This window comes from Pseudomonas sp. PF05 (assembly GCF_056521845.1).
In genome coordinates, this window is the sequence record NZ_JBWLPW010000034.1 from 1 (window position 1) to 22,678 (window position 22,678).

A 22,678-nucleotide genomic window follows, 5' to 3' on the forward strand; every position below is an offset into this window, starting at 1 on the left:
AATCGTCTGCTGCCGCGGGTAGTCAGCCTCGGTGGCGTTGAACGTCACCAACAACTTCTCGCTTTCCGACGTCGGCAGGATCGACACCTGCTGCAAGGGCAGGTCCGGCTGCTGCTCAAGCATCGCGACCAGGCTTTCCAGCGTGTGTTGCACATAACCACAAAGCCGCTGCGCACCAATGCGCGCGGGGGTCATGACGGTGAAACTGAACGCCTCGCCCTGCTCGTCCACCGACAACATCAACGGGTAGTTAGTACGCTCTTCGCCGCCCAACACCTGGATACCGTTCCAGGCTGACAGCGCCTCGGCCGAGGTCGCCACGGCGGTGTGACGGTAGTTGAGCAAGGCACTGAACAATGGCGTCGGTGCCTGCACACCACTGCAGCGTTGTGCCAGCGCCAATGCGGCGTGTTCATGACCCAGCAATGCGGTCAGGCGAGCATGGGTTGCTTTCACGCCCGCACGCACACCGGTTTGTCCGACACTGACCCGTAATGGCAAGGTGTTGATGAACATGCCCAGCGCTCGGTCGGCACCCTCGCCTCCCTGCATCCGGCCCAGCAGCACCGTGCCGAACACCACATCGTCCTTGCCCGACACCTTGCCCAGGACTTGCGCCCAAACCAGGTGGTACAAGCTCGCCGCGCTCACCCCAAGCAGACGTGCCTGGGCCCGCAGCCGGCGACTCAGGCCGGCTTCGACGTCCTGGCGGGCTTCCTCGATGTCGCTGCCATCGCCCTGTACATCCTGCAAGCCGAACGGCAGCGTTGGCTCGTCGACGTCACCAAGCATGTCACGGAAGAATATTTCGTGGGCTTCAGCGCTCACGCCCAATCGGGCCTGGGCCACATAATTGCGATACGGCATCGCGACGCCCAACTGTCCAGCCTGCCCCAGCAGATGCGCCTGCATCTCCTGCTGCACCACCTCCAATGCGGTGTGGTCCAGGGCCATGTGGTGGAACAGCAGCATCCCCAGCCAACGATCGTTATCGGCATCGTGGGCATAAACCAGGCGCAGCATCGGTGCCCGGGTAATCTCCAGGCGGTGCTGCCGCGAGTCGAAACGCTCATGTAACTGCGCCGCGACATCTCCATCGGCCGGGTCCAGGATCAGTTCTTGCTGGATCAGCAGTGCCTTGCGCCAGACGACTTGCACTGGCTGTTCGAACCCTTCCCACAGCACCGACGTGCGCAGAATGTCGTGACGGTCAATGACCTTTTGCAGGGCTTGGGAAAAGTCTTCCAGGCGTCCACGATTGTCGAAGGCGAATTGAGTCTGGAGCACATAGGGATCGCCGCGCTCGGCGGCCAGGTGATGGTAAAGAATGCCCTCCTGCAGAGGTGCCAGGGGGTAGATGTCCTGCACATTGCCGGCGCCGCCCGGTACCGTCGATGCGATCCGGTCGATGGCGTCCTGGTCCAGGTCAACCATCGGCAACATGTCCGCCGTGATGTGTGCGCAATTCACTGGAATCAGGTTTACCGGGGCACGGACCTCGCGGCCACTGCCGACTGCCGCCGCCAATGCCGCCAGGGTCGACTGGCTGAACAGCACGCCGACGTCGGCGCTCAGCCCCGCCTGGCGCATCCGTTCGATCAGGCTGACGGCCAGCAGCGAATGCCCGCCCAGTTCGAAGAAATGGTCGTGACGGCCGACGCGCTCGACCTTGAGCAGCTCGGACCAGATCCGCGCCAACGCCGTTTCAACCTCGCCTTGCGGGGCTTCATACCCACGCCCCGAATAGGCCTCGCTGTCCGGGATAGGCAAGGCCCGATGGTCGAGTTTACCGTTCGGCGTCAGGGGCAAGGCGTCCAGGCGCATATAGGCCGCCGGCACCATGTGGCTGGGCAGATGCACTTGCAATTGTTCGCGCAGGTTTTGGGCCGTCAACCCTTGATCCAGGCTGTTGTGCGCCGTGTAGTACGCCACCAGTCGCTGGTCATCCGGGGCCTCTCCCACCGCGACGACAACCGCCTCGCGCACACCGACGCACGCGCCGAGCCTGGCTTCTATTTCACCCAGCTCGATGCGCAAGCCACGAATCTTCAGTTGGCTGTCGTTGCGCCCCAGGTAGTCGATGTTGCCGTCCGGCAAATAGCGCCCCAGGTCACCGGTGCGGTACATGCGCGCGTCCTGCACGGTGCTGAACGGGTCCTTCACAAAGCGCTCGGCGGTCAACTGCGCACGGTTCAAATAACCCCGCGCAACCCCGGCGCCACCGATGTACAGCTCACCCGCCACGCCAACCGGAACCGGTTGCAGGTGGGCATCGAGCAAGTAGACCTGGGTGTTGGCTACCGGTCTGCCGATATGCAACACCGCCTGCGAGGCATCGATCCGCCCCGAGGTGGCCACCACCGTGGTTTCCGTGGGGCCGTAATTGTTGATCAGTTCGAAGGGAAGATCGACCGGCAGCTTGCGCAGGCGGTCGCCGCCAATCAGCAACGTGCGCAGTTGATCGTGCCCCAGGTTACGGCCAAACGCGTATTCGGCAATGGGAGTGGGCAGGAAGCACACGTCCAGCGCCTGGGCCTGCCACCAGTCGAGCAGTGCGCCGACGTCCTCGCTGCCCGCATGGGCCGGCGGCAACAGCAACGTCGCTCCCGCACACAACGAAGGCCAGATCTCCCAGGCCGCCGCATCGAAACCGAAACCGGCGACACTGGAGGTGCGACTGCCACGTTTCACGTCGAAGGCCTGGCAATGCCAGCCCACCAGGTTGCTGAGGTTGCGATGTTCGACCATCACGCCCTTGGGCAGGCCGGTGGAACCGGACGTGTAGATCACATACGCCAGGTGGCGGGCTTCGAGCCCCGACACCTCGGGGTTGGAAACGGATTCGTCCTGCCAATCGGCGCTGTCGAGATCGATCACCGGCACCGAGGCATCGATCAGCAAACTGTGAGTGATGGTCTGCGCCAACACCGCAACCGGTGCACTGTCTTGCAACAGGTAGGCAATACGCTCCGCCGGGTAGGCCGGATCAACGGGGACATAGCCGGCCCCGGCTTTCAGCACGCCCAACAGGCCGACGATCATGTCCAGGCTACGCTCGACACAGATCGCCACCCGGTCGTCCGGGCAAACGCCCAGCGCCAGCAGACGGTGCGCAACCTGGTTCGCCCGGGCGTTGAGTTCGCAGTAAGTCAATGCCTGGTCGACGTACACCACCGCCATCGCTTGCGGGTGCGCCGCGGCCTGGGTTTCGAATTGCCGATGGATCAGCAGATCATGGGTATACGTCGCCCCGGTCGCATTCCAGGTTTCAAGCAATTGCTTGCGTTCGGCCGGCGGCAAGATTGCCAGGCGGTGCAACGGCGTCTGCGGAGCATGCTCCAGGGCCTCGACCAGGCTTTCCAACGCCACTTGCATATAACCACAGACGCGCTGGGCACCGATCCGGGAATCGACCAACGCCGTCAGGCTGAAATCCTCTCCCAGGTCATCGACGCTCATCGTCAGCGGATAATTGGTGCGCTCTTCGCCGCCCAGGGCCTCGATACCCTCCCAGGCGGACGAGGTGTGCAGCGCGATGGGCTCGGCGACCGAATGGCGGTAATTGAGCAACGCGCTGAATAATGGCGTCGGTGCCATGACGCCACTGCAACGCTGGGCCAACGCCAGGGAGGCATGCTCATGACCCAACAGGCCGGTCAGCCGTGCGTGGGTCGCCAGGACACCGTCGCGCACGCTTTGCGCACCGACCTGCACGCCAATCGGCAAGGTGTTGATGAACATTCCCAATGCCCGGTCGGCGCCTTCGCCGCCCTGCATCCGCCCCATCAGCACCGTGCCAAACACCACCTCTTCGCGCCCCGAGACCCGGCCCAATACCTGGGCCCAGGCCAAGTGATGCAACGCTGCTGCGCTCACACCCAAGCGGCGGGCCTGGGTGCGCAGGCGTCGGCTCAAATCAGTCGCGAGACCCTGCCGGGCTTCCTCGACAAGGCTGCCATCGCCGCGTACATCCTGCAGGCCGAACGGGAGCGTCGGCTCGTCGATGGCACCGAGCATGTCGCGGAAAAACGCCTCGTGCGCTTCACGGCTGACGCCCAGGCAGGCCTGGGCCACGTAGTTGCGATACGGCACCGCCTCGCCCAACTGGCCGGCCTGGCCCAGCAGGTGTGCCTGCATCTCATGTCGCACCACTTCCAGCGCCGTATGGTCGAGCGCCATGTGATGGAAGAGCAAGCTCGCCACCCAACGCTGGTTGAGCGCATCCTCGGCAAAGCGGATGCACATCAACGGCGCCTCACGGATATCCAGGCGATGCTGGCTGGCGTCAAAGCGAGCCTTCAATTGACCGGCGATGTCGCCATCGCCAGTACCGAGGAGCACTTGCTCCACACCCAGCGATGCCTTGCGCCAGACCACCTGCACCGGCTCGTCCAGACCTTCCCAGGCCATGGCGGTACGCAGGATGTCATGGCGGTCGATCACCCCCTGCAAGGCCTGGGTGAAAGCGTCGAGGCGTTCGCGACCGTCAAAGGAAAACTGTGCCTGCAAGACATAGGGATCGCCCTGCTCGGCCGACAGGTGATGGTAGAGAATGCCTTCCTGCAATGGCGCCAGCGGATAGATGTCCTGCACATTGCGCGCACCACCCGGCACGGCCGCCACGATGCAGTCGATGGCTTCCTGGCTCAACGCGGCCAGCGGCAACATCGCCGGGGTAATGTGGGTGCAACCCGGTGGAATCAGGTTGGCCGGGACGTCGATTTCATCACCGTCATGACCCACCGCCGCTGCCAGCGCGGCCAGGGTCGGTTGATTGAACAGCACGCGCACATCGGCGCTCAGGCCGGCTTGGCGCATCCGCTCGATCAGGCTGACCGCCAGCAGCGAATGCCCGCCCAGTTCGAAGAAGTGGTCATGGCGACCGACTTGCTCCAGGCCCAGCAGGTCCTGCCAGACTTGCGCCAGGACGGTTTCGGTTTCGCCTTGGGGGGCTTCGTAGCCTCGGGAGATGACGGCATCCAGCTGCGGTGTCGGCAGCGCCTTGCGGTCGAGTTTGCCGTTCGGTGTCAGGGGCAGTGCGTCCAGTCGGACGTAGGCCATTGGCACCATGTAGTCAGGCAGTTGTGTTTGCAGGTGCGCGCGCAGGGTTTCGATGTCTACGGTTTCGTCCAGTGAGTTCTGGGTGAAATAGGCCACCAGGCGTTTGTCGCCCGGCACGTCTTCACGGGCCAGGACCACGGTTTCCTTGATGTTTGGCGCCTGGGCGAGCTTGGCTTCGATCTCGCCCAGTTCGATGCGGAAACCACGGATCTTCACCTGGTCGTCGTTGCGGCCCAGGTATTCGATGTTGCCGTCCGGCAGGTAGCGGCCCAAGTCGCCAGTGCGATACATGCGGGCATTCGCAGCCGTGCTGAACGGGTCCTTGAGGAAGCGTTCAGCCGTCAGGTCGTCACGATTGAGATAACCGCGAGCGACCCCAGCGCCACCGATGTAGATTTCGCCCGGAACGCCCAGTGGCACCGGTTGCTTGTGCTCGTCCAGCAGATAGAACTGGGTATTCGCCACCGGTTTACCAATGTGCGCGGCAAACCCATCCTCGCGGGCCATCGACACCCAACTCGAATACGTCGTGGTTTCCGAAGGGCCATAGAGGTTGCACAGACGCTTGACCTGGGTCTGTTCGAACAACGCTTCCACCAAGCTGCGCTTCAAGGCTTCACCGGCGACGTTCACCGTATCGACGCCCTCGCCCAACCCGCCCGATTCCAACAACGCCTTGAGGGCCGACGGTACGGTGTTGATCAAGGTAATGTCGTGCTCGCCCTGTTGCAGTTCCAGCACATTAGTGACCACGTCGATGCTGCCGCCGGAGGTCAGCGGCGCGAAGCACTCGTAGACGGCCAAGTCGAAGTTCAACGAAGTCGAGAACAGGGTTTTCGACAACGTGGCGTCATCGAAGGAGCGATGGGCCCAGGTCAGGAAGTTCACCGTGTTGCGGTGTTCGATCATCACGCCTTTAGGCAGACCCGTCGAACCCGAGGTGTAAATGACATAGGCCAGGTGCGATGAAGTCAGCCCGCTGATCTCCGGATTGGAGACGGACTGGTCCTGCCACAAACCGCTGTCGAGATTGATCACGGCCATCGAGGCATCGCGCAACAAGCCGACGGTAACGTCCTGCGCCAACACTGCCGCCGGTGCGCTGTCCTCGAGCATGTAGGCAATCCGTTCCAACGGATACGCCGGATCCAGCGGCACATAACCACCGCCGGCCTTGAGAATCGCCAGCAAGCCAACAACCATGTCGATACCGCGCTCGACGCAGATCGCCACCCGCGAATCGGGCTCTACGCCCTGCTTGCGCAGGTAATGGGCCAGGCGGTTGGCCCGCTCGTTCAGTTCCCCGTAGCTCAGGCGTTGCCCGCCGCGAATCACCGCCACCGCATCCGGCGTACGCTGCACCTGCGCCTCGAACAACCCATGAATCGTCTGCTGCCGCGGGTAGTCAGCCTCGGTGGCGTTGAAATCCCGCAACAACTGCCAACGCTCGTCTCCAGGCAGGATATCCAGCGCATTGACCGGAGACTGAGGCGCGAACTCCAGCGCCTCCACCAGACTCGCCAAAGCTGTCTCCATGTAGGTGCCGACCTGCCGGGCATCGACAGCGCCAGCCGTCTGTACGCTCAACAGAAAGCCTTCGCCCAGGTCGTCGACCGACAACATGCATGGATAGTTGGTCCGTTCCATGACCGCCAACACTTGTGCTCCCGCCCAACGCTCGATGCCGTCGTTGTCCTGGAGCGGGCTGTGGCGGTAGTTGAGCAAGGCGCTGAACAGCGGCAACGAAGCCGGCACACCACTGCAGCGCTGGGCCAATGCCAGCGAGGCGTGTTCATGACCGAGCAAGGCGGTCAGTCGTTCATGGGTCGCCTTGACACCCGTGCGTACATCCTCGGCCCCCACCTTCACCCGCAGCGGCAAGGTATTGATGAACATGCCCAGCGCGCGGTCAGAGCCCTCGCCGCTCTGCATGCGGCCCAACAACACGGTGCCGAAGACCACGTCTTCGCGCCCGGACAAGCGTCCCAGCACCCGGGCCCACGCCAGGTGATGCAGGGCCGCCGGGCTCACGCCCAACTGGCGCGCCTGCTGGCGCAGGCGCAGGCTCAACGCGTTATCGAGGTTCAACTTGGCCTCGTCGATGCCCCGGCCGTCGCCCTGTACTTCACGCAGCCCGAACGGCAGCGTCGGTTCCTCGACATCGCCGAGCATCTCGCGGAAAAAGTCTTCGTGTTGCGCGCGGCTGACACCCAGCAGAGTCTGCGCCACGTAATTGCGGTACGGCATGGCGGCGTCCAGGCGCTCGGCCTCACCGTTGAGGCACGCCAGCATTTCCGCCTGCATCACGTCCAGCGCCGTATGGTCCAGGGCAATGTGATGGAACAGCAGGATCGCCACCCAGCGCTGCTGGGCACTGTCCCAGGCGCACGCCAGGCGCATCAGCGGCGCCTTGCCCAAATCCAGGCGACAATGCCGAGGGTCGAAAAGCGCTTGTAGTTGCGTGGCGATGTCGCCTTGGATCGGGTCCAACAGCGGTTCTTCGAGCAGCAGCTCGGTACGGCGCTGGACCACTTGCAAGGGCTGGTCGAAGCCTTCCCAGAGCACCGCGGTCCGGAGGATGTCGTGCCGATCGATGACCGCCTGCAAAGCCTGGACGAACCCATCGAGCCGGGCACGACTGTCCAGGGCAAACGTGGCTTGCAGCAAGTACGGGTCGCCCGCTTGCGCGGCAATGTGGTGGTAGAGAATCCCCTCTTGCAGCGGGGCCAACGGGTAGATGTCCTGCACATTGCCGACCCCACCAGGCACCGTGGCGACAATCCGGTCGATGCTGGGCTGGTCCAGCGACACCAGCGGCAGCATGGCCGGCGTGATCCGCTGGCAACCGGTGAAGATGCCATTGGCCGGCACCACGATGTCAGCACGAGCGCCCACCGCTGCGGCCAGGGCGGCCAGGGTTGGTTGACCGAACAACACGCGCACATCCGCGCTCACGCCGGCCTGGCGCATCCGCTCGATCAGTTTCACTGCCAGCAGCGAATGTCCGCCCAGCTCGAAGAAGTGGTCATGGCGCCCCACCCGCTCCACGCCGAGTACCTCGGTCCAGAGCCGGGCCAGCACAGTTTCCACCTCGCCCTGCGGTGCTTCATAGGCACGGCTGGCGAAGGCGTCCGCCTCGGGCGCCGGCAACGCCCGTCGCTCCAGTTTGCCGTTGGGCGACAGGGGCAGTTTTTCCAGGCGCACATAGGCCGCCGGGACCATGTAGTCCGGCAAGAGTGCTTGCAGATGCGCGCGCAGTGAATCGGCGTCGGGCCACAGGTCCGCGACCGCAGGCGTGAAGTACGCCACCAGGCGTTTGTCGCCAGGGCTGTCTTCACGGGCGATGACCGCCGCCTCTTTGATCCCGGCGTGCTGGCAAAGCCTGGCCTCGACTTCTCCCAGCTCGACACGGAAACCGCGGATCTTGATCTGATCGTCGTTGCGCCCCAGGTATTCAATGCAACCGTCGGGCTGGTAACGCCCCAGGTCACCGGTCTTGTACAGGCGCGCCTGGCCATCCATCGTGAACGGATCGCGAATGAAACGTTCGGCACTGAGGTCATCGCGGTTCAGGTAGCCACGGGCAACGCACACGCCGCCGATGTGGATTTCGCCCGCCACGCCGGCCGGAACCGGGCGCAGGTGTTCGTCCAGCAGATAAATGCGGGTGTTGGCCACCGGGTGCCCGATGGCCGGCAGCGTAGGCCAGGCGGCGACATCGTCCGGCAAGGTCAGCGCGGTGGCGACGTGGGATTCGGTCGGGCCGTAGTGGTTGTGCAGGCGGCAGCCGTCCAGGCGGGCAAAAAAATCACGGATCTGTGGCGTGATGCGCAGTTGCTCGCCCGCAGTGATGACGTCCTGCAGCGGGCACGCCAGCGGACCGTCCTCACCGTCGCCCACCACCGCTTCGGCCAACGCCTGCAGGGCGACACACGGCAGGTAGAGGCGCTCGATGCGCTGCTCGCGGATGTGTTGGAACAGACGGTGGAAATTCAATCGGACATCAGCATGGATCAACGACAGTTCGCCACCGGCGCACAGGGTGCTGAACATCTCCTGGAAGGCAACGTCAAAGCCCAGGGCCGCGAATTGCAAGGTGCGGACGGTCGCGCGGCCTTGCTGCTGGGCCTGTTCGATTTGCCACTGCATCAGGTTGACCAGGGCCCGGTGCGGCATGGCAACGCCCTTGGGCTGGCCGGTGGAACCCGAGGTATAGATGACATACGCCAGGCCGTCGGGGCTCAGGCCGCTCACGTGCGGATTGGTTTGCTGTTGGGCGCTGATACCCGCGGCATCGCGTGCCTCGGGATCGAGTAACAACACCGGCATGCTCGGCTGCGGGAAGCGGGCCTGCAATTCGCGCTGGGTCAGCAGCACCTTGGGCGCGCTGTCCTCCAGCATGTAGGCCAGGCGTTCACTCGGATAGGCCGGGTCCAGGGGCACATAAGCAGCACCAGCCTTGAGGATACCCAGCAGCCCCGCGACCATTTCCAGGCTGCGGTCCACGCAGATCGCCACACGATCATCGGCACCGATTCCCTGCTCGATCAGGCGATGGGCAATCTGGTTCGCCAGCCGATTCAGTTCACCGTAGCTCAGGCACGCGTCCTGATACGTCAGCGCGACAGCGTCTGGCCGGGCCTGGACCTGGGCTTCGAACAATTGATGGATCAGCAACCCCGCCGGGTAGGCCGTATCGAAGGCATTGAAGTCCTCGACCAACTGACGCCACTCATTGGCGGGAACAATATCCAGGTCATGCAGCGGTGAGTCGACAGCTTGATCGAGCGCATCGGCCAGTGCTTCGAGCACCGTATTCATATAGGCGCAAACGCGCTGCGCGCCGACGCCGGCCACGGCTTGCACCGTCAGCCCGAACGACTCGCCCAGGTCGTCTATCGACAGCGACAGTGGGTAGTTGGTCCGCTCTTCGCCGCCGAGGATCTCGACCCCAGCCCAGGTTCGCGCCTGACCGGCGTCGTTGGGTGCCTGCGCAGCCACCGCGGTTTGCCGGTAGTTCAGCAACGCGCTGAACAGTGGCGTCGGCGCGGCGACCCCGCTGCAACGTTGCGCCAGGGACAACGGCGCATGCTCGTGACCAAGCAGCGCCGCCAGGCGCTCGTGGGTGGCCTTCAGCGCGGCCAGCACACCCTGCCCCCCTGCCTCGACGCGCAACGGCAGCGTGTTCACGAACATGCCCAAAGCGTGCCCGTCGTCCTGGCCGCTGTGCAGGCGTCCCATCAAGACCGTCCCGAACACCACATCCTGGCGGCCGGACAAGCGCCCCACCACCTGGCCCCAGGCCAAATGGTGCAGGCTCGCCGTGCTGACTCCCAGGCGCCGTGCCTGGGCACGCAGGCGCTGGGTCAAGTCGGCAGCCAGGGACAGCGAAGCCTCTTCGATACCGGTGCCGTCGCCTTGCACATCCTGCAAGCCGAACGGCAGCGTCGGCTCGTCCACGTCCCCGAGCATTTCGCTGAAGAACGCTTCATGTTGACCAGGATCGCTGCCCAAGCGCACCTGCGCCACATAGTTGCGATAAGGCACGGACCTGGGCAGTTCACCCGCACGGTTTTCCAGGTGGGCCTCGATTTCCTTGCCCAGCATGCCCAGGGACGTGGCGTCATCGATCAAGTGATGGAACAGCAACACCGCGACCCAACTGCCGCTGACGAGGTCTTCGGCCACGTGGATGCGCATCATCGGTGCCTGGCGCAGGTCGAAGCGGGTATGGCGAGGATCGAAGCGGGCCCGCAGCTGCTCGGCGATGTCGCCATCGGCCGCATTCAAGGCGAGTTCTTCCACCATCAGCCGGGCCTGGCGCCAGACCACCTGGACCGGCTCGCCCAGGTCTTCCCACATCACTGACGTACGCAGGATGTCGTGCCGTTCGACCACCGCCTGCAAGGCCTGGACGAACGCATCCAACTGTTCGCGACTGCCCACGCGCAACAGCGCTTGCAGCAGATAGGGATCGCCCTGGGCGGTCGCCAGATGGTGATACAGGATGCCTTCCTGCAATGGCACCAGCGCGTAGATGTCCTGGACGTTGCTCACCCCACCCGGCACCGCCGCGACAATACGGTCGATTTCGTCCTGGGTCAGCGTTGCCAGTGGCAGCAGGTCTGGCGTGATGCGCTGGGCATCGTGGGCAATGGCGTTGTCCGGTACGACAATGCCACCGCTGCTGCCCGTGGCGGCCGCCAGTGTCGCCAGGGTTGGCTGGCCGAACAGCACCCGCACATCGGTGTCCAGATTGACTTGGCGCATGCGCTCGATCAGCTTGACCGCCAGCAGCGAGTGACCACCCAGTTCGAAGAACCGGTCATGGCGCCCTACCTGTTCGACGCCGAGCAGTTCAGTCCAGAGCCCGGCCAGGGTGATTTCCACGTCGCCTACCGGCGCTTCGAACACGCGATGGGCATACGCCTGTGCATCGGGCGCCGGCAGTGCCTTGCGATCGAGCTTGCCGTTGGTGGTCAGCGGGAACCGTTCAAGGACCACGAAGGCACTGGGCACCATGTAGTCCGTCAACGAACCCAGCAGGTTCGAACGCAGTTCGGCCGCCGACAGTTGTGCGCCTTCGCCGGCGATCAGATAGGCCACCAGGCGTTGATCGCCCGGCGTGTCTTCACGGGCGATGACCACCGCTTCGCGCACACCCTCGCACGCCGCCAGCTTCGTCTCGATCTCGCCAAGCTCGATACGGAAGCCACGGATTTTCACCTGTTCGTCATTGCGCCCCAGGTATTGCAGCTCACCGTTCTCCTGCCAGCGACCGAGATCGCCGGTGCGATACATCCGTGCCCCGGCAGTGCTGTCGAACGGATCGGCGATGAAGCGGGTGTCATTGAGTTCGGGCCTGTTCAGGTAACCCCGTGCCACCCCCGCGCCAGCGACATACAACTCGCCTGCCACGCCCACCGGCACGGGCTGGCCATACGGGTCGAGCAGGTACAGGCGCAGATCAGGGATACGCTTGCCGATCGGACTGCCCCCGCCCCACTGCGCATCGGCGGCTTCAAGCGGACGGTACGTCACGTGCACCGTCGTTTCAGTGATGCCGTACATGTTGACCAATTGCGTCCCGGCATTGCTTGCACGGTCATACCACGGCTTGAGAATGCGAGTGTCCAGCGCTTCGCCACCAAAAATCACCTGACGCAGACTGTGGCGCAGCTCGCTTTCGCCCTGGGCCGCGATCAACTGGCGGAAGGCACTCGGCGTCTGGTTCAAGACCGTGACCCCGGCCTCGCACACCAGTGCGTAGCAGTCTTGCGGGGAACGGCTGACCAGTTGTGGCACCACCAGCAAGCGGCCGCCATGGGTCAACGCGCCCCAGATTTCCCAAACCGAGAAATCGAACGCGAAGGAATGGAACAGCGCCCATACATCCTGAGGGCCAAACTCGAACCACGGTTGGGTCGCCGAAAATAGCCGTGCGACGTTGCGATGCTCGACCATCACGCCCTTGGGCAACCCGGTGGAGCCCGAGGTGTAGATCACGTAGGCCAAGTGGTGCGACGTCAGCGCCGCGACGTCGGGGTTGTGCGACGGCTGTTCAGCGATCCCCGCGCTGGCGGGCTGATCGAGCCATAACGCCGGCGCAGACAGCGCCGGCAGTTGCACCTCCAGCTCCGACTGGGTGAGCAAGGCCGACGGGGTGCTGTCCTCGAGCATGAAGGCCAGGCGCTCCGGCGGATAGGCCGGGTCCAGCGGCACGTAACCGGCGCCGGACTTCAGGATACCCAACAGGCCGACGATCATGTCCAGGCCACGCTCGACACAAATCGCCACCCGGTCGTCCGGGCGAACACCCAGCGCCAGCAAGCGATGGGCGACTTGGTTGGCCCGGGCATTGAGCTCGCCGTAGGTCAATGCTTGGTCTTCATGCACCACTGCCACCGCATCGGGTTGCGCGGCCGCTTGCGCTTCGAACAGGCCATGGATCGTGCGGTCGTGCTCATAGTGCTGCCCGTCGTTGGCGTTCCAGGCCTGTAGCTGAAGGGCCTCGGCCGGCGTCGGCAGTACAAACTCGCAGATCGGCAATGCGTCATGACCCAAGCCTTGCTCCAGCACCTGCATGAAGCGCTCGGCCATCGCCTCGATTTCACCGTCCTGGAAAAAAGCTGCGTTGTAGATCCAGTGCAGCCAGGCGTTATCGTCGTGCGGGTTGCTGCGCACGTGAATGGCCAACGGCATTTGTTCGTGACCGTTCGAGCACTTGAACGAACGCGCCGGGGCTTGCCCGAACATGAACTGGTGATCGTCCAGCTCATAGGAGAACGATATGTCGAACAACTGCGCACGGTTGCCCTGCAGCAATTCCAGCGAACGGTTCATGTCGCTCAGGGGGAAGCGCTGGTGGCGATAGTCCTGCTTGAGGGTGCGCGCCACGTCGTGGACCAGCTCGCCGAATGACAGCTCGGCGCTGAAGCGCAACCGCACGGCACTCACCTGGGTGAACATCCCCATGGTTTTCTTGAAGGACGCGTTGGAGCGATTCAGGACCGGCAAACCGATCACCAGCTCTTCACGTTGGGTGGTGCGGGCAAAATAAACGTACAGCGCAGCCAGCAGCACAGCCGAGCGTGAGGACTGATGCACCTGCGCCAGGGCGTCGATCCGCTCGTTCAGCGACCGAGCGTAGGGCCATACGGCATGGCGGCTGGGGGCCATGCCATCAGGGTAGCGATCACGGTTGCGGGCCACGAACAAGGGCGGTGGCACTTCCTGGTATTTTTCCAGCCAGTACTGCCGTTCACGGGCAAACCGCGGGGAATCGCGATAGCGCGCATCGTCCTCGATGAACGCCACGTAGGACGGTGCTGCCACGTCTGGCGTCTGGTTGCTTTCCAGCGCGCTGTAGAGCTCGCCGAGTTCCTTGAACATCAAACCGATGCTCCAGCCGTCCAGGACGATGTGATGCACCTGGATGACGAAATAGAACGATGCGCCATTGAGCTTGAGCAGCGCCAGGCGGAACAGCGGCCCGCCATCCAGTGGAAACGCCATCGCCATCCGCTGCTCGACCCAGGCCTGTGCCGATGCCTGCGGGTCGGGCAGATCCGACAAATCATGCACAGGCACCTGCACCGCCAGCGTATCGGCCAGCATCTGCATCGGCACGCCACCTGCGTCGGCTTCACGGAGCAATACCGTGCGCAGGGCATCATGCTTTTGCACCAACAAGTCGATTGCCTGCTGGAACCGCTCGGCGTCAACCACACCCTCGATGTGCAGGTAACCTCCGATGTTGTAGAGGGGGGAGTCGCCCTGGACCATTTGCTCCAGCCAGATGTCTCGCTGGGCGGCCGTCAACGGGTAGGTTTGCGAAAACGACAGGGACTGGTTCATACCCGTCCCTCCGACACCTGAACACTCACCGACAATGAACTGACCTGCTGTTGCTCATGGCCCCGCTTGGCCGAACAGCCAGTTGCAACAACATCACCCACTACACGCGCAAAGAAAAATTTCATACGGTCCTTCTCAGAGATTTGTCAGTGCTGCCCGGGTTGAATGCAACAGGCACGCCTGGCGTTGATGCAAATCCGCGCAAGTAGCCGGCGCGGCGTGAGATCGGTCGAGCGTCGAACGATCGGAGCGTTCTTGCATGGCATCGCCACCCGGCGGGGATGCACGTCTGCCGGGTGGGTCAATGCCAAGCGTTGTTCACGGGTGTTCAGCAGTACTGTCGCGACAGCGCAAGCCGGACGATGAGGCCTGAATGGACATTCAGGCTCGCTTGTCGCGCAGGGCACAGTTGATGTCGGAAACGATCTGGCCATCCGACAGCTTGATGATGCGATCGGCCAGCTGGAAGTACTGGTCGTCATGGGTAATGATCAGCACCGTCTTGCCACGGCGCTTGAGGTCGGGCAGCAGTTCCTCATAGAAGAACTTCTTGAAGGGTGGGTCCTGGTCCGCGGCCCATTCGTCCAGTACGTAGACCGATCGGTCTTCCATGTAGGCGCACACCAGCGCCAGGCGCTTTTGCTGGCCATAGGACAAGGCCTTCAGGGTTGAATACCCCAGTCCTTCGATCTTGATCTTGTCGGCCAGCCCCAGGGTTTCCAGGTACTTGCGCGCCAGCGTCGGGTTGCCGTCTTCTTCGTCGGGGCCGATGAGGCGGTTGAACAGATGGAAATCGGAAAACACGGCGGAGAACAGATCGCGATAGTCGTTGCGACTTGCATCAGTGACAGGCTTGCCATCGAGCAGGATCTCGCCGTCCTGGGGTATGTAGAGGCCGCAGAGAATCTTGGCCAAGGTGCTTTTACCGCAACCGTTGCCGCCGACGATGTAGATCAACTCGCCCGCCTGCACCGTCAGGTCGATAGGCCCCAGGGAGAAACCGCTCTCGGCGTGCAACTCCTGGTAGTGCATGCGCACGGCTTTCAATTCGATGCGACTCCAGGACTTCTTATGTTCCAGCAGATGAACCTTGGGCACGTCGGTCTCGATGGGCTCGGGGTGTGGGTCATTGATCGAGAAACCGAATTCCGAAAGACGCGTAGTGGCCACGCGGCCCGCCGCGAGCAAGGGCATCGCCCCGACCAGCAATGACAACGGGCCCATGATGTACAGCACGGCCAGGACGCTGGCAGTCATGATTTTCGGATCGACGGCGCCGACCAGGGGCGCGGCGAACAGCAGGCAACCGATCAGCAACGACAGCGTGAATTGCCCGACGTTGTCGGCGGCGGTGTACCACAGGCGCTCGACGAAGTTGTAGCGCGCCACACGGGTGGAAGATGCCTCGATGGCCGAGCGACCGAACCAACGGCGCCGCACGCCATTGAGCTTGAGCTCCTTGAGACCGAAGACCAGGGCATGGGTGTATTCATTGAACGCGGTGTATTCGTCCCGGACACGGGAGGTGTTCCTGACGCCACAGGAGAAGAAGAACAGATACAGCCCCACCCCCAGGACCATCAGTGAAACCGTCAAGGCCAGCACGACCCAAGACAGATAGGCCAGGTAGCCGATGCCGAACAGAAAGACTGTCGTCTCCACCAGGATCGTGGGCATGATGATCAGCGTGGTATTCAATTGCGGGATGTCGTTGGTCAACATCGTCAGCACATTGGGCGGACCACGCCGATCCACTTCCTCCAGTGGCGTGGCGAGAATCTTGCGACACAGCGCAATGCGCAAGCGCGTCATGATGCGCATGCTGGCGTAGGCCGGGAACAACGCTGCGCCATTGCGCAAGATCAGCGCCGTGGCACTGAGGCCGATGAACCAGTACAACGCCTGCAGGCGCGAGCCGTCATTGTGGATAGCCTCGTTGATCACGCTCACCACCGCGATGGACGCCACCCCGCTGATGACACCGCAGATCAACGTTAAGAGCGTCAGCCAGGGATGGTTGCGCCACAACAGGCGCATGACCGAGCCCGCCTTGGGCTTCTTCGCTTTCTTGGCTTTCTTCGCTTTCTTCTCTTTTTTCATGGCTTGCTATCCTCCAATGGAGTCGCGAAAGGGCTCACGCCGGTCGCCATACATCGCCCCGGGCAGTCATCTCGCCCATCGCCACCACGATAAGCCGCGGCTCCTCGTAGGGATCGCGAGCGTGGGCGGCCAACATGTTGTCGAGCATCACCACATCGCCCTTGCGCCAGGCGAACCTGACCGCACAGGCCTCATAGGCCTCGCCGAGCAACGCCATGACGTCGTCTTCAATCGGCGTTCCATCGCCGTAACTGACCATCCGTGGCAGGCGGTCGGCGCCGAACATATCGAGCAGGTCTTCGCGCATTTCCTCGCCGAGACAGAACGGATGGTGCAGCTGTACCTGGTTGAAAAAAGCCCGCTCCCCGGTCACCGGATGCTGGATAACCGCCGGACAGAGGGTGCGCACTTGCAGGGTTTCGTCGTCGAGCCATTCGAAATCGGTGCCCTCCTCCCGGCAACGCTGTTCGACCACCGCGCGCTCGGTTGTGCCGAAGAACGACGCCCAGCTCGGCTCGACACCAGCGGTGAAGGTGCGGCTGTACCTCAGGCCCTTTTGTTCGAACCGGGCCACCACTTCCGAGGGCAGGCACCGCAACACTTGGCGGATGTCGGCCAATGGCGTGGCGCCGCCCATCCGGGACGGCTGCTCGCAATAGAACCATTGCTTGCGCGGCCAGCTTTCCAGGTGCGAGCTCTCGTTGTGATACAGGATCATCTCGCGCTCGGGATACGGCGTGGAGCGGTAGACGTTGCGTCCGCCCTCCTTCTTCGGCAGGTCGCCGTAGCTGCCGTGCAACCCAGGCGACAAGGCTTCGGCGAACGCCTCGAAGGCTGGCACCGAGGCGAGGTCAAAACCGCGAAACAGCACCGCACCATGGCGACACAGCAACGTTTCGATGGCTTCACGATGGGTGCTGGCCCACAGCGAAGGATTCAACCCCGGTTCGGCCGGCTCGATCACCACCGGCAAACTCAAACCGTCGGCGAGCAACGACAGCCTGACCGATTCGCCGGCTCCAGGACCTGGCCAGGCAAGCGAATCCGCCATCCCGTCAGCGGACATGACGGGCGAAGCGTCAGTTTGAAGACTCATGAATAACTCCTGAACCACGGATCGTCGGATCCACGTCGCAGGGCCGGACCAATGCGACCCACCATCGGGCAAGGATAAAAACATTGATCGGGGGGGATGTCTGGCACCGCAAACCGGGACAGAGGTTTTGATGGTGGTTACTTAAGCCGTTCCCTGGGGGGTCTGGACTTGCATTCCGAGAGGCCTGGTTTTTTGGTGTGTATATCCGTTTCTTCGGTAACGGCGGCTTAGGGTTGCGCCCTGACGGCGGCTCACTTTTGAGAAGCCCGGAAGCCGGCCCAGTCAAAAGTAAGCTAAACGCTCATGCCTCACCACTTGGCACCTCGCCTAGGCTCGGTGTGCCTGAACGAAGGCATTGCCTCGTGGGCCCGCCGCGAGGCGGCCTGATAGCCGACCTGGTTCTGGGTGAGACCGCATTTCTCCTGTGGGAGCGAGCCTGCTCACGATGAGGCCAGCAAGCCCAGCATCTCATCTGAACCCTAAACAGCCGTTACCTAAATAACGGATATACACACCAAAACACCAAAGCGAGTAGATACCGGGCCATCTCCATCAATCCACATCAGCCTCGCTTGTCCCCATTTCCCGCGACAGACGCCGACACAAAGTCGGTGCTGAAATGCGCGAGCTGCGAATTGCACAGGTACCGCAAATGATGCCGTGGGTCGCAGCGACGTCTCGAGTACATCGGTTTGCGCAACACGCAAGCACGCTGTGCCTGGCATTTAACAGGAGCGTTAGTCATGCCGATTAAGAACACTGGCGGATCCGTCAACCCCGCGCCAGCCCCCCTCACACCCGGTGCATTCCTGCATGAAACATTCGTCGCCCGGGCCCGTGAATTCCCTGAGCGAACCGCGGTGTCCGACGCTTCTCGCTCATTGAGCTACGCACAACTCGACACGGCTTCGTCGCAACTGGCGGCCAGGCTTCGCCAGGAAGGCGTCCAGGACGGCATGCTGGTGGGGATGTGCCTGCCACGTGGCGTCGACCTGGTCATCAGCCTGCTGGGCATCCTCAAGGCCGGCGGCGCTTACGTCCCGGTCGATCCGCAATACCCCGGCAAACGTGTCGAACACATCGTGCGCGACAGCGGCCTGGGCCTGATGATCGGTGAACTCGCCGACCTGCCGCAAAACGCATCCGTACGCGTCCTGTCCCTGGCCGAGCTGCTGGCCGGCCCGACCCTGCAACCGCTGCCTGGCAACGACCGGCGCAACCCCGACGAGGCCGCGGCCTACGTCATCTACACCTCCGGTTCCACCGGCGAACCCAAGGGTGTATTGGTGGCGCACGGCAACGTCAGCCGCCTGTTGGAAAGTACTCAGCGCTCGTTCGCCTTCACCGAAAACGACGTCTGGTCGATGTTCCACTCCATCGGTTTCGATTTTTCGGTGTGGGAAATCTGGGGCGCTCTCGCCCACGGTGGCCATGTCGCCGTGGTGCCCTACGATGTGTCGCGCTCGCCAAGTGGCACGCGTCAATGGCTGGCCGACCAGGGCGTGACGGTCCTGAGCCAGACGCCATCGGCGTTCCGCGGCCTGGATGAGGCTGACCGTTCTGGCAGTGCGCCCCTGGCGCTGCGCTATGTGGTGTTCGGCGGCGAGGCGCTGCCAGCCACCGTGCTACGCCCGTGGGTTGAGCGCCATGGCGATCAGAAGCCGGCCTTGATCAACATGTACGGCATCACCGAAGCCACTGTCCACACCACCTTCAAACAGGTGCGCGGCCAGGATCTGGAAAGCGCCGCCATGGTGTCCATCGGCGCGCCGCTGGATGGCTGGCGCCTGCACCTGCTCGACGCCAATCGGCAACCGGTGCCGCAAGGCAATGCCGGCGAGCTGTATATCGAAGGCGCCGGTGTCGCCCTGGGCTACCTGAATCGCCCCGCGCTGAACAGCGAACGCTTCGTCCAACTGCCAGGCACCTCAAGCCGTGCCTATCGCACCGGTGACTTGCTGGTGCTGGGGGACGACGGCGAGTACCGCTACGCCGGTCGTTGCGATGAACAATTGAAAATCCGTGGGTTCCGCATCGAGCCGGGCGAAGTCGAGGCGTGCCTGCAAGCCAGCCCGGCCGTAGCCGCCGCCCACGTGGCCGGTCACGATTACGGCGATGGCGACTGGCGCCTGGTCACCTACGTGGTGCCGACCCATGGCGTGGCGGCCTGGACCGAACAGGTGCGCTGCGAAGTGGCGGCGCAGGTGGCTGCGAACCTGCCGGACTACATGCGCCCCTCGGCCTACATCCCACTGGCCGCGTTGCCAGTCACCGACCACGGCAAAATCGACAAGAGCCGCCTACCCTCTCCCGATTTGGCCACTTCGACCGTGGACCATTCCAGCGAACCGGGCCTCACCGAACAGGAGCAGTTCGTGCTCAAGGTCTGGTCGGACGACATCGGCCTGAAAAATATCGGTCTGAACGATGACTTCTTCGACTTCGGTGGCACCTCCCTGGCCCTGATCCGCTCGTTGAGCACACTCAAGGCCCATTACCGGGTCAACCTCGACCCCGGCGTGCTGGCAGACGGCGCGACCGCCAAAGTGTTGGCCGGTTGTATCCAGCGTTCCCTTGTTCAAGCCCATTGATCGAAAAGGAAAAGCCCATGAGCAAAAAATTCGCCTTGACCCCGGAAGAACGTGCGTCCTTTGAAAAGAACGGTTTCATCGGACCGTTCGACGCCTATTCCCCAGAAGAAATGAAAGAGACCTGGAAACGCACCCGCCTGCGCCTGCTCGACCGCAGTGCCGCGGCGTACCAGGACCTGGATGCGATTTCCGGCGGCACCAACATTGCCAACTACGATCGCCACCTGGACGACGAATTCCTCGCCAACCACATCTGCCGTCCGCAAATCTGCGACCGCGTCGAAAGCATCCTCGGCCCGGACGTGCTGTGCTGGCGCACCGAGTTTTTCCCTAAATACCCAGGCGACGAAGGCACCGACTGGCACCAGGCCGACACCTTCGCCAATGCCTCGGGCAAACCGCAGATCCTGTGGCCGGAAAACGAAGACTTCGGCGGCACCATTACCGTCTGGACCGCCTTCACCGATGCCAACATCGCCAACGGTTGCCTGCAGTTCATTCCCGGCACCCAGAACAGCATGAACTACGACGAAACCAAGCGCATGGCCTACGACCCCGATGCCAACAACAGCTCGGTGGTCAAGGATGGCGTGCGGCGCGGTTTCTTCGGCTACGACTATCGCCAGCTGCAGATCGACGAAAACTGGAAGCCCGATGAAGCCTCTGCCGTGCCGATGCAGATGAAGGCCGGCCAGTTCATCATTTTCTGGTCGACCCTGATGCACGCCTCCTACCCCCACAGCGGTGAGTCCCAGGACATGCGCATGGGCTTCGCCTCGCGTTATGTACCGTCGTTCGTGAAGATCTATCCGGACTCCGACCACATCGAGGAATACGGTGGACGTATCAGCCTTGAAAAGTACGGCGCGGTGCAGGTCATCGGCGACACGACACCTGAATACAATCGCCTTGTCACCCACACCACTCGAGGCAAGAAGTTCGAAGCCGTCTGACCTTTTCAATGCCACATGACAGTTGGCATGCGCAACGTGCCTGACAGGAGTCCCCAATCCATGACTATTTCCACCGACGCAGCGACGCGCCTGTGTGAGACCGTGAGGATGCTTAGGCACCTTGCCATCCATTTGCCCAATCCGATCTGCCTGAGCTTTCTGGCCCAGGGCAATGACGTGGCCCCCGACCAGGCCTCCTCCAGCGTGAGAGCCACGGAACGCGCGGTCAGCATCGCATTCGCCAGGATCGGCGTCAAAGCCGTGCAGTACGTGCATGACGGCGAGGCCCAGCTGTCGTCTTTCGAGATGTTCATCAGCAAGAAAATCTGCCAGGCCCTCGAGTTTGCCTATGACCACTTCGACGACGTCGACAGTGCCAAGGATTTCGGGCGCCTGGTCAGACACTTCGATTTCAGCGGTGCCGTGCCCGAGGTCGAGACACTGCACCTGATTACCCGCGACAACGTGGCGCTGTCGGTCCATGCCAGCACCGATCGAAATCGCCCGGCCATCGTCCTCGCCCTGCCCTGCGGCATGCCGTTCGACCTGTGCCGCGATTGGTTCAATGCGCTGAGCGAAAGGTTCTTCGTGGTCACCTGGGAAACCCGTGGGCTGTTCGGTTCCTGCACCTCGTTCGACCAGTTGTCCGTGGACACCGATGCCCAGGTGGGCGACCTGATCAATGTGATGAACCACTATGGCCTGGAGAACGCGCACCTGATGGGTATCTGCGGTGGCGCGGTGATCGCCCTCAGCGCGGCCGCCACCCACCCCGACCGGGTCAATTCCCTGAGCCTGTGGCACGGCGATTACAACCTGGGGGACAACAGCCTGCGCACTGCCCACCAGCAGAATTTCGAATGGCTGATGGAGTCGGCCGCCGTGGACCGTAACGAGGCCAGCGACCTGCAGGCGTTGTTCCTGGATCAGGCGACGCTGGCGACCATTCCGGACTCCATCGCCCATGCGGCGCTCTATCCCTATGTCAACGAAGAGTTGTTCTATCGCTATGCGCGACTCAACGATGCGCTGAACAAGACTGAGCTGAGATCACGATTGGAACAGATCAGCGTGCCTACGCTGGTCGTCGCTGGCGACTGCGATGAAACCACCCACCTTGGTGGTTCCAAGCACATTGCCGAGTCCATCAGTGATGCCTTGTTGCATGTGGAGCGTAATGGCAGCCATTTGGCGTTCTTCGAGTCGACCCTGGTTTCGAAGCAGACTGCTTTTCGTTTTCTGGAGTCGGCGCTTGTATCGACGGTGGGATCGGCTCATCTGGCGTGAGGCGAGCCCTGGGGGATTGGTGGCTTGCGCATTTCGATTTGTGTGTATATCCATTGCTGCGGTAACGGCCACTGACGGCTCCGCTCTTGCGGCGGGTCACTTTCGAAAAGCGCGGAAGCCGGCCCAGTCGAAAGTAACCAAAGCGCTTTTGCCCCGCCCCAGATCAACGTCCTCCCCGAGGCGGCCTGATAGCCGACCGGACTCTTCCGGTCGTACACCCATCAGATATCAGA

General features: G+C 62.8%; 6 protein-coding genes. 3 read left to right on the forward strand and 3 right to left on the reverse strand.

What is annotated here, in order from left to right; all coding sequences use genetic code 11:
- The 3 genes from AC09SL_RS28995 to AC09SL_RS29005 all read right to left on the reverse strand — a co-directional run.
- A partial coding sequence (locus tag AC09SL_RS28995) for an amino acid adenylation domain-containing protein (RefSeq protein ID WP_479571969.1) occupies positions 1 to 14,418 on the reverse strand: 14,418 nt, incomplete at its 3' end.
- 381 nt (positions 14,419 to 14,799) lie between these two features.
- Positions 14,800 to 16,518, reverse strand: coding sequence for a cyclic peptide export ABC transporter (locus tag AC09SL_RS29000; RefSeq protein WP_058546106.1), 1,719 nt, complete (start codon positions 16,516 to 16,518; stop codon positions 14,800 to 14,802).
- Between the two features lie 34 nt (positions 16,519 to 16,552).
- Positions 16,553 to 17,614 (reverse strand): TauD/TfdA family dioxygenase, encoded by a 1,062-nt coding sequence (locus AC09SL_RS29005; RefSeq protein ID WP_058546105.1) that lies wholly within the window; start codon positions 17,612 to 17,614, stop codon positions 16,553 to 16,555.
- Between the two features lie 743 nt (positions 17,615 to 18,357).
- Between AC09SL_RS29005 and syrB1 the strand changes: the two genes are divergently transcribed.
- Genes syrB1 through AC09SL_RS29020 form a run of 3 tightly spaced genes read left to right on the forward strand, consistent with a single transcriptional unit; the run spans position 18,358 to position 22,445 of the window.
- Positions 18,358 to 20,205 (forward strand): syringomycin E biosynthesis L-threonine--[L-threonyl-carrier protein] ligase SyrB1, encoded by a 1,848-nt coding sequence (gene syrB1, locus AC09SL_RS29010; RefSeq protein ID WP_058543101.1) that lies wholly within the window; start codon positions 18,358 to 18,360, stop codon positions 20,203 to 20,205.
- 17 nt (positions 20,206 to 20,222) lie between these two features.
- Positions 20,223 to 21,158: a syringomycin E biosynthesis L-threonyl-[L-threonyl-carrier protein] 4-chlorinase SyrB2 gene (gene syrB2 / locus AC09SL_RS29015; RefSeq protein ID WP_058543100.1), complete on the forward strand. Its 936-nt coding sequence runs from the start codon at positions 20,223 to 20,225 to the stop codon at positions 21,156 to 21,158.
- Positions 21,159 to 21,218: 60 nt separating this feature from the next.
- Entirely contained in the window at positions 21,219 to 22,445 is a 1,227-nt protein-coding gene (locus AC09SL_RS29020) for an alpha/beta fold hydrolase (RefSeq protein WP_058543099.1), read from the forward strand.
- The last annotated feature ends 233 nt before the right edge of the window (positions 22,446 to 22,678 follow it).